Here is a 206-nt window from a genome sequence, read left to right on the forward strand (position 1 = left end):
TACCAGCCGCCGCGCACCGATGGCAGCGGGCGCATTCGGCCGCAGCAGGCGCAAGCGCTGAAGTTACTGGCCGAGGCGGGCTGGACCCCGCGCGGCGACCAGTTGGTTAACGCCGAGGGCACGCCGTTGCAGTTCACCTTCCTGAATGCCCAGAAAGGCTTCGAGCGTTTGCTGCTGCCCTACAAACGCAACCTGGCGCAGATCGG

Annotated in this window: 1 pseudogene; it reads left to right on the plus strand. The window is 66.5% G+C overall.

Features of this window, described 5'->3' with window-relative positions:
- A pseudogene (locus HX846_RS39820) lies at positions 1 to 206 on the plus strand (ABC transporter substrate-binding protein); the annotation flags it as partial.

This window comes from Pseudomonas sp. K5002 (assembly GCF_013386655.1).
GTDB lineage: Bacteria > Pseudomonadota > Gammaproteobacteria > Pseudomonadales > Pseudomonadaceae > Aquipseudomonas.